Source organism: Mycobacterium sp. 4D054 (genome assembly GCF_052245755.1).
Taxonomy (GTDB): Bacteria; Actinomycetota; Actinomycetes; order Mycobacteriales; family Mycobacteriaceae; genus Mycobacterium.
The window spans coordinates 18,878-28,365 of sequence record NZ_JBQQCF010000059.1 but is presented as its reverse complement, the minus strand read 5'-3'; the positions used below and the strand labels follow the sequence as shown (position 1 = coordinate 28,365).

The following is a 9,488-nucleotide window of genomic DNA, read 5'->3' as shown; positions in this document are numbered from 1 at the left end:
ATCATCTGGGCCTACTGAGTTCGTAGCTGACCGATCACGTAGGCGCGCCGCACACGCGCGCATTTTTAGTGAGGCAACGAAGCATCATTTCGAGGCCTTTCACGCGCATTTCGGATGAGTCAACGCGGAGGTTGCGGGGGCATCATGTCCCCATGGTCGAACGCACCCGCGACGAAGCAGGCCGGCCCCGCAACGCCCGTCCCCGGGACGCGCTGGGCCGGCCGCTTCCGCCGGGCAGCGACGGCGTGCCCCGCATCCCGGACGATCTCGCGCTGCCGCCTGCCCAGTCCTTGGCCTACGCCCAGGACCTGCTGAACAGGGGCTTGGCCTTCAACGCCCACGAGGTGCTGGAGGCGGCGTGGAAGAACCGCCCCGAGGATGAGAGGCCGCTGTGGCAGGGACTGGCCCAGCTCGCCGTCGGCATCACCCAGATCCAGCGCGGCAACCCGGCCGGGGCATCGGCATTGCTTCGCCGCGGCGCCGGCCGCTTGCAGGAGGTCGGCGCGCCCGCACCGCATTCGGTGGACGTCGACGGACTGCTCGGCTGGGCCGCCCACCTGATCGGCGCCGTGGACGCGGCAGCTGAGATCTCACCGTCGCGCCTGAGGCCGATGTTGACACGGTCCGGCTAATCGATCACTGACATGGACCGCCGGGGTGGTCCGTGTGGCAGTGTTGGTCCCATGAAGAAGCGGACGCTCGCCGCACTGGCTCCGGCCGCGGCTCTGGCCGGCATCGCGGTGCAGGACCTGCTGCAGAAGGAGCACGCCCTCCGCCACAATTTCCCGGTCATCGCGCGGATGAGGTATCTGCTGGAGTCGGTGGGCCCGGAGCTGCGCCAGTACATCATCACCAGCAACGATGCGGAGCGGCCGTTCAGCCGCGATCACCGGCGCTGGGTGTACACCTCGGCGAAGAAGGAGAACAACTACTTCGCCTTCGGTACGGACAACGACACGGAGAACGCCGCGTACCCGATCATCAAGCAGGCGACCTTCTCCGATGTCGTGCCCGCATCACCGATCCACGGCCGCGACATCGAGGTCCCCGGCGCCAAGGTTCTCGGCGGGCCCCGCGGACGCCGGCACGCCTTCCGCCCGGCCTCGGTGGTCAACGTGTCAGCGATGTCGTTCGGCTCGCTCAGCCCCCAGGCCATCGAGGCAATGAACAAGGGCGCCAAAATCGCCGGCTTCTGGCACAACACCGGCGAGGGCGGCCTGTCGGACCACCACCGCCAGGGCGGCGATCTGGTGTTCCAGATCGGCACCGGCTACTTCGGCTGCCGTGACGAACACGGGAACTTCGATCTGAACCGGCTGGTCGAGGTCGTCGGCTCCGGACCTGTGCGCGCCATCGAGATCAAACTGAGCCAGGGCGCCAAACCCGGTCTGGGTGGCCATCTTCCGGGCGCCAAGGTGAACGCCGAGATCGCCCGGATCCGCGGCGTGGAGCAGGGCAAGGACGTCGCGAGCCCGTCCCGGCACACCGCGTTCAACAACGTCGACGAGATGCTCGACGTCGTGGAGCGGATCGCAGACGCCACCGGACTTCCCGTCGGCATCAAGTCTGCGGTGGGGGAGCTGGGCTTCTGGGAGACACTGGCCGACCGGATGGAGGACGGGCAGCGCGGCGTCGACTTCATCGCGATCGACGGCGGTGAGGGCGGAACCGGCGCGGCGCCACTGGTTTTCGCCGATCATGTGTCGTTCCCGTTCCGGATAGGCTTCTCCCGCGTGTTCGGCCTGTTCGCAGAGCGCGGCTTGTGTGACCGTGTCACGTGGATCGGTTCGGGCAAACTAGGGCTGTCCGCCAATGCGATCGTGGCCTTCGCCTTGGGGGTGGACCTGATCAACGTGGCGCGGGAAGCGATGCTGGCGATCGGGTGCATCCAGGCGCAGAAGTGCCACACCAATCGCTGCCCGACCGGCGTGGCCACGCAGAACCCCTGGCTGGCAAGCGGATTAGACCCGGAACAGAAGTCACACCGGGTGGCCAACTACGTCATGACCCTCCGGCGTGACCTGCTGAAGGTTTCGGAGGCGGCCGGTGTGCGCCACCCGGCGATGCTGAGCCCGAACCACGTCGAGATTCTCGACGGCGACCGCGGGCACCGGCCGCTCGGCGATGTGTACGGCTACCGGGAATGGTGGGGAGTACCGGGTCCGGAGATCGTCGCCGAGATCGACGAGTACATGCGCCGCTACGACGACCGGCCCGGCACCCATGAGGTCGTCGAGCACGCACCGCTCAAGCTGGCGGCTGAGCCCAATCAGGCGACGGAGTAACAGAACTCAGGCCGCCCGGCGTCCTCAGAAGTCCCTGTCAGCGGTTCCCGACTCGGTGGCCGGTGCGCCTGAGAGGGCGTTGCCCGCAAGGTCCTTCGGCGTCGTCGACGGCGTCCAGACCATGGTTCCGGTTCCCAGTGCGATGTTGCGGCCGGCGCCGAGGAAGATGGAATCGTAAGTGCCCAGCACGATGGTGATCGTGCTGCCGCTCATCGTCATCGTGGACGGGCTGCCGGAAGCGCCGAATGTGATGGTGCCGCCGAGCAGCCCGGTGACGTAGTCGTCGCGGCCCAGGTCGAGGGTGCCCAATGGCAGCAGACTGCTGTTGGCCGAGTCGTAGACCTGGAGGGTGTCGTTGCCGCCCAGCAGGCCGAGCAGGATGTTGCCGTCGTAGGCCCGGACGACGACGTTTCTGGATGTGCCGTTCCAGCCGGACAGGATCGAAGCGGGATCTATCGGCTCGCTGAAGGTGTAGGTGATGCTGTCGCCTTGCTGTAGAAGCCCGTTGGTGCCGCCGCCGTTGGAGGTCTGAACCCCGACCGCCGCCGGCGCCACGTTGTCCATGACCGTGATGCTGACGGCGGCGATATTGCTGTCCGCAGCACCGTCGTTGAGCCGGTAGGTGAAGCTGTCGGCGCCGTGATAGCCGGTGTTCGGGGTGTAGGTGAAGGTGCCGTCGGCATTGAGGATCAGGGTGCCGTTGGCGGGGCCGGTGACCACCGTGGCGGTCAGCGCGGTCTTGGGATTGTCGACATCGGTGTCGTTGTTGAGCACGTTGCCGCTGACCGCGATGTTCTGGTTGGTGGTGACGGTGTCGCCGGTGGCGACGGGGGCGTCGTTGACGGCGTTGACTGTGATGCTCACGGTGGCCACCGTGCTGGTGGCAGTGCCGTCACCGGCGGTGTAGGTAAAGCTGTCGATGCCGTGGTAGTTGGCGTTCGGGGTGTAGGTGAACGAGCCGTCGCTGTTGAGGGTCAGGGTGCCGGACGTGGGTCCCACGACCATGGTCGCGGTCAGGGCGTTGCCGTCGGCGTCGACGTCGTTGGTCAGCACGTTGCCGCCCAATGGCGTGTCCTCGGCGGTGGTGTAGCTGTCGTTGACGGCCGCGGGTGCGTTGTTGACCGGGCTGATCGTGATGCTCACGGTGGCAAAGGAACTGGTGGTGGTACCGTCGTTGACCGTGTAGGTGAAGGTGTCGATGCCGTTGTAGTTGGTGTTCGGGGTGTAGGTGAAGGTGCCGTTCTCACTGAGGGTGAGGGTGCCGTGCGCGGGCCCGTTCACCAGGGTCGCTTTCAGCATGTCGCGGTCGACGTCGGTGTCGTTGGCCAGGACGTTGCCCGTGAGGGGGGTGTCTTCGTTGATGGTGTAGCTGTCGTTCACGGCTGCGGGGGCGTCGTTGACGGCGGCGATGGCGATACTCACGATCGCGGTCCTGCTGTTGAGCGCGCCGTCGTTGATCGTGTAGGTGAACACGTCGGTGCCGTGGTAATTGGCATCCGGGGTGTACTCGAACGACCCGTCGGCGTTGAGGGTCAGGGTGCCGTGCGCCGGTCCGGTGCCCACCGCCGCGGTGAGCGGGTTTCCGTCGGCATCGGTGTCGTTGGTCAGCACGTTACCGGTGAGCTTGGTGTCTTCGTTCGTGGTGTAGCTGTCGTTGACCGCGACCGGTGCGTCGTTGACCGGGCTGATCGTGATGCTGACGGTGGCAACGGAACTGGTAGCGGTGCCGTCGCCTACTTCGTAGGTGAAGGTGTCGGTGCCGTGGTAGTCGGCGTCCGGGGTGTAGGTGAAGGTACCGTCGCCGTTGAACGTCAGTGTGCCCCGGCCGGGCCCGGTCACCACCGTTGCGGTAAGCGGGTTTCCGTCGGCGTCAATGTCGTTGGTCAGTACGTTGCCGGTCAGCTGAGTGTCTTCGTTGGTGGTGTAGGCGTCGCCCGCGGCGACCGGTGCGTCGTTGACCGGCGCGACGGTGATGTTGACAGTGGCGGTGCTGCTGGCGGCCGCGCCGTCGCCGGCGGTGTAGGTGAAGCTGTCGGTGCCGTGGTAGTCGGCGATGGGGGTGTAGGTGAAGGTGCCGTCGGCGTTGAGCGTGAGCGTGCCGTTGGCGGGTCCGGTGACAAGCGTTGCGGTGAGCGGGTTGCCGTCAGCATCGGTGTCGTTGGCCAGGACGCTTCCGGTCAATGAGGTGTCTTCGTCGGTGGCGTAGCTGTCGTTGTCGGCGACCGGGGTGTCGTTCACCGGGTTGATCGTGATGCTCACGGTGGCAGCAGAACTCGTGGTGATGCCGTCGCCGGCCTCGTAGGTGAAGGTGTCGGTGCCGTGGAAATCGGCGTTCGGGGTGTAGGTGAAGGTGCCGTCGGCGTTGAGGATCAACGTGCCGTTGGCGGGTCCGGCCACCACCGTCGCTTGCAGCGCGTCGCCGTCGACGTCGGTGTCGTTGGCCAGGACATTGCCCGTCACCGAGGTGTCCTCATTCGTGGTGACGTTGTCGTGGATCGACACCGGGGCGTCGTTGACGGCGGTCACCGCGATCGTGACCAGTGCGGTGTTACCGGTCGTGGCTGCGTCCGAAGCCCGGTAGGTGAAGCTGTCCACACCGTGGTAGTCGGTGTCGGGGGTATAGGTGAAACTGCCGTCGGCGTTGAAGGTCAGCGTGCCGTGGGCGGGTCCGTCCACCACCGTCGCGGTCAGGTTGTCGCCGTCGACGTCGGTGTCGTTGGACAAAACGTTACCGGTGAAGGTGCCGTCCTCGGCGACGGTGTACGAATCGTTGCCGGCGACGGGGGTGTCGTTGACCGGGTTGACGGTGAAGCTCACGGTGGCCACCGAGCTGGTGAGGGTGCCGTCGGTGACGGTGTAGGTGAAGCTGTCGGTGCCGTGGTAGTCGGCGTTCGGGGTGTAGGTGAAACTGCCGTCGGCGTTGAGGATCAGGGTGCCGCGGGCGGGGCCGTTGACGAGGGACACGGTCAGCGAATCACCGTCCACATCACTGTCATTGGCGAGCACTCCACCGGTCAGGATGTGGTCCTCGTCGAACGTGAACGAGTCGTCGCCGGCGACGGGGCTGTCGTTCACCGGGTCGATGACGATGCTGACGGTGGCCACCGAGCTGGTGAGGGTACCGTCGGTGACGGTGTAGGTGAAGCTGTCGGTGCCGTGGTAGTCGGCGTGCGGGGTGTAGGTGAAGGTGCCGTCGGCGTTGAGGAGCAGGGTGCCGCGGGCGGGTCCGTCGACCACGGACACGGTCAACGGGTCGCCGTCCACATCACCGTCATTGGTGATCACCGTGCCGGACTGGACAGCATCCTCGTCGATGGTGAAGAAATCATCGACCGCGGTGGGGGTGTCGTTGACCTGGTTGACGGTGATGCTGACGGTGGCCACCGAGCTGGTGAGGGTGCCGTCGGTGACGGTGTAGGTGAAGATGTCGGTGCCACGGTGGTCGGCGTGCGGGGTGTATTCGAACGAACCGTCGGCGTTGAGGATGAGGGTTCCGTGTGCCGGGCCGGTGACCAGCGTGGCGGTCAGGCTGTCGCCGTCGATGTCGGTGTCGTTGGTCAGCACATCGCCCGACAGCCCGGAGTCTTCGTCGGTGCCGAAGGAATCGCCGACGGCGACCGGCGCGTTGTTGACTGGCGTGACGGTGACGGTGACAGTCGCTGTCCGGCTGGTGAGGCTGCCGTCGCCGATGATGTAGGTGAATGAGTCCGTGCCGTTGTAGTTCGCGGCCGGTGTGTACACGAACGTGCCGTCGCCGTTCAACACCAGCGCACCGTTCGCCGGCGCGCTGACCAGAGACACGGTCAGTGAATCTCCCTCATCGTCAACGTCATTCGACAGCACGTTGCCGGCCAGGATGCCGTCCTCGACCACCGTGTAACTGTCGTCGTTGGCCACCGGCGCGCCGTTGACCGGTGCGACCACGATCACCACCACCGCCGGTGTGCTGACGGCCGAGCCGTCGGAAGCGAGGTAGGTGAACCAGTCCACTCCGCTGAAGTTCGCGTTGGGCGTGTACTGGAAGTTGCCGTCGGAGTCGAGAACCACGGTGCCGTTCAGGGGGCCGTCGGCCACAGACGCCGTCAGTGACTGGGATTCCACGTCACGGTCATTGGTCAGGACGTTGCCGGTCAGCACGGCACCTTCGTCGACGCCGTAGATGTCGTCACCGGTGACGGGAACATCGTTGACCGGGTTGATCGCGATGGTCACGGTGGCGGCGTTGCTCGTGGCGGTGCCGTCGCTGAGGGTGTAGGTGAAGCTGTCGGTGCCGTGGTAGTGGGCGGTGGGCGTGTAGGTGAACGAGCCGTTCGCATGGAGGACCAGCACACCGTGGCTCGGTCCGGATGCGACTGCGGCGGTGAGGGTGTCGCGGTCCGCATCCGCGTCGTTGAACACCACCGAGCCGGCCAGGATGGCGTCCTCGTTCATCGAGTAGGTGTCGTCATGGGCGACGGGCGCGTTGTTGACGGGTGCGATCGTGATCTGGATGACGGCGGGCGCACTGGAGACCGTGCCGTCGGAGACCACGAACGCGAACCAGTCCGTCCCGCTGTACTGGGCATCGGGGGTGTAGATGAACGACCCGTCGGTACCCAGTGTCAGCGTGCCGTGGTTCGGGCCGTCGACGACCGTGCTGGTCAGGGTGTCGCCGTCGACGTCGACGACATTCACGGTGCCGGTGTAGCTGGTTCCCTCGTTGACGACGAACGACCCGTCATGCGCAACGGGGGAATCGTTGACCGGGGCGACCGTGATGGTGGCGGTGGCGGTGGCGCCGGCCGTTCCGTCGCTGAGGGTGTAGGTGAACGAGTCGGTTCCGTTGTAGTCGGCGAACGGCGTGAACGAGAACGTCCCGTCCGGATTCAAGGTGAGGTTGCCGTGGGCCGGCCCCGAGATCAGCGACACAGTCAGCGGATCGGCATCCACGTCGCTGTCGTTGCGCAGCACCGAACCGGTCAGGATGCCGTCCTCGTTGAGGGCGAAGGAGTCGTCGCCGGCCACCGGCGCGTCGTTGAACGCGGCAACAGTGATCGTCACCAGCGTCGGTGCGCTGGTGAGCAATCCGTCCGAGGCGGCATAGGAGAAGTGGTCGATGCCGTTGAAGTCGGGGTCCGGCGTGTAGGTGAACGATCCGTCGGCATTGAACGTGAGGTCGCCGTGACTGGCGCCGGTCACGAGCGCCGCGGTGACAGCGGCGCCTTCGCGGTCGCTGTCGTTGTTCAGGACGTTCCCGGTGACCGCCATGTCCTCGGTCGTCGCGTAGGAGTCGTCGACGGTCGTCGGAGCCTGGTTGACGGGGGTGACGGTGATCGTCACGCTCGCAGTCGAGCTGAACGTGAGATTGGATGCGGTGTAGGTGAAGTCGTCTGTGCCGCTCCAGCCGGGCCTCGGTGTGTAGGTGAACTCTCCGTTCGGCGTCAGCGTGACGCTGCCGTGGGAGGGACCGAATAGCAGTGTGGCGGTCAAGTTCTGATGGGTGGGATCGCTGTCGTTGGACAGCACGTTGCCCACCACTGCGTTGTTCTCGGAGGTCGCGTAAGAGTCGTTGTTCACCACCGGCGGGGCGGCCGGGTTGACGACGTTCAGGGTGATCCTCGCGGCATCGGTATGACCCCGGTGCGGCCGCAGAAATCCGAACAGCCCGTGGAGGTGGAAGCGGCTACGGGCATCGCTTGCGGTGACGAAGAAATCGTCAGTGCCGGTGAAGCCCGCGTCGGGCGTGTAGGTGAACGTGCCCGTCGCCTGATCGACGGTCACGGTGCCGTGCTTGGGGCCGCCGGGGACACCGCGCGTCGGCACGAAGTAGGTTATCGCGTCTTCTTCGTAGTCGTAACCGTTGAACGAGATGGGGCCACTCGCCACGCCCGGGCCCAGCACGAGCGTCAGCTCCTGTGGCCGCACATCAGGGGTGCGGTTGAAGAACGTGCGCTGGATCTCGCGGTGAATCCATCCCAGCAGTGCCCACAGAAATGGGGGCTGTGCCGGTGCGACCGGCCCCGGCGCCACGAACGGGGACAAAAGCGAGGAGACGAAGGCCTGGACGCTCCCGACCGCGGCGACCGGAGCTGCCGCGGAAGAAGACGCCGTGGCCGGCGGCTGGGATTCGCCGGTGAGACTTGTCTGAAAGATGTTGGTCCCGAAGTCTTTTCCGTCCTCGTCCAGGGCCGTTGCCTCCGGGTCGGCTGGTGAATCCAGCTCGACCGATGTGCCGGATGGATCCGAGGTCGCCGCGCCGGAGTCGTGCGATCCGGGAAGCGGCGCAACGTCGGCCGAACTTTCTGTGGACTCGGTGGACGCGGGCGCGCTCTGCGGCACGGGCTCCTGCTCGGCAGCCTCCGGTGCCGCATCGTCGACCGGCGGAACAGCCACCACTTCGGTCGACGGTTCGGTCTCCTCCTCGACATCCTGGGTCGGCTCGTCCACCGTCTCGGAGTCGTCGAGTTCGGGGTCGTCGAGTTCCGTGTCGGCCGTCTCCTGGTCGGCGGCATCGGAGTCGTCTGCGGTGTCTTCGGCGTCTCCACCGTCCTCGCCAGACACCTGGCCGGTCGACTCATTCGACGCTGTTGAAGACGACGGATCCTTCGACGAGGAGTCCTTGGATGCCGCGCCGGTGTCGGCGTGCGCTGCCCCGAGCCCGTGGCCTGTGGTAACCGCAGCGCCGACACCAAGAGCCACCGCCAGCACGCCGACCCGGCCGATGTACTTCGCGTAGGTGCTTGCGGTGAGCGGAGGAGCGGTCGAGGTGGAGGTGCCGCCTGCGAGGCGGAAGGTCGGGTAGGTCGCCTGTGCGTTGCTGGAGTTCTTCTGCTTCTGGTGGCGAGGTTTGCTCGGTACGGCATGCCGACGATGGGTTCCTGAGCCCATTTTGCAACCCTCGCTCGTCTGGCCCGCCCGGGCCGTCCTCTTGGCTCCGCACACGCCCATGACGGATCGAGACCGGACGTGCACTTCTAGCAAATTTGACTGCCAAGATAATAAGCAGCTCTTGGCGATCTTTGAAAGAGAAACGGCCAAAGTCGGCACTGGCGACTTAGGGGCCGCACAGCATGCCTCACGGGTACAAGCGTGAAGATTGAGCAAATAGACTACCGATGTCACCATATTCAGACGGCTTGAAATGCCGTCTGTCTGGCAATGTTACGGATATGGATAGGAGGCCGATTAACCTCAAGAATATGCACTGTATGTACAGCACAGCTA

At 65.7% G+C, this 9,488-nt stretch carries 3 protein-coding genes; 2 read left to right on the top strand and 1 reads right to left on the bottom strand.

All coding sequences use genetic code 11. From position 1 onward, the window contains the following. Positions 1–152: 152 nt before the first annotated feature. The gene (locus tag ACTWP6_RS26780) at positions 153–632 is read left to right on the top strand and encodes a DUF309 domain-containing protein (protein WP_260755997.1); all 480 of its coding nucleotides are present in this window, start codon (positions 153–155) and stop codon (positions 630–632) included. A gap of 51 nt (positions 633–683) precedes the next feature. Then, positions 684–2,285: an FMN-binding glutamate synthase family protein gene (locus tag ACTWP6_RS26775; protein ID WP_260755996.1), complete on the top strand. Its 1,602-nt coding sequence runs from the start codon at positions 684–686 to the stop codon at positions 2,283–2,285. A gap of 24 nt (positions 2,286–2,309) precedes the next feature. On the opposite strand, the gene ACTWP6_RS26770 is transcribed toward ACTWP6_RS26775, so the two are convergent. Then, positions 2,310–9,152 (bottom strand): Ig-like domain-containing protein, encoded by a 6,843-nt coding sequence (locus ACTWP6_RS26770; protein ID WP_443189294.1) that lies wholly within the window; start codon positions 9,150–9,152, stop codon positions 2,310–2,312. Positions 9,153–9,488 lie beyond the last annotated feature (336 nt).

What these genes read in the sequence shown, in the direction of transcription:
- ACTWP6_RS26780 (WP_260755997.1), top strand. Translation starts at nt 153, where the DNA reads ATGGTCGAACGCACCCGCGACGAAGCAGGCCGGCCCCGCAACGCCCGT.
- ACTWP6_RS26775 (WP_260755996.1), top strand. Translation starts at nt 684, where the DNA reads ATGAAGAAGCGGACGCTCGCCGCACTGGCTCCGGCCGCGGCTCTGGCC.
- ACTWP6_RS26770 (WP_443189294.1), bottom strand. Translation starts at nt 9,152, where the DNA reads ATGGGCTCAGGAACCCATCGTCGGCATGCCGTACCGAGCAAACCTCGC.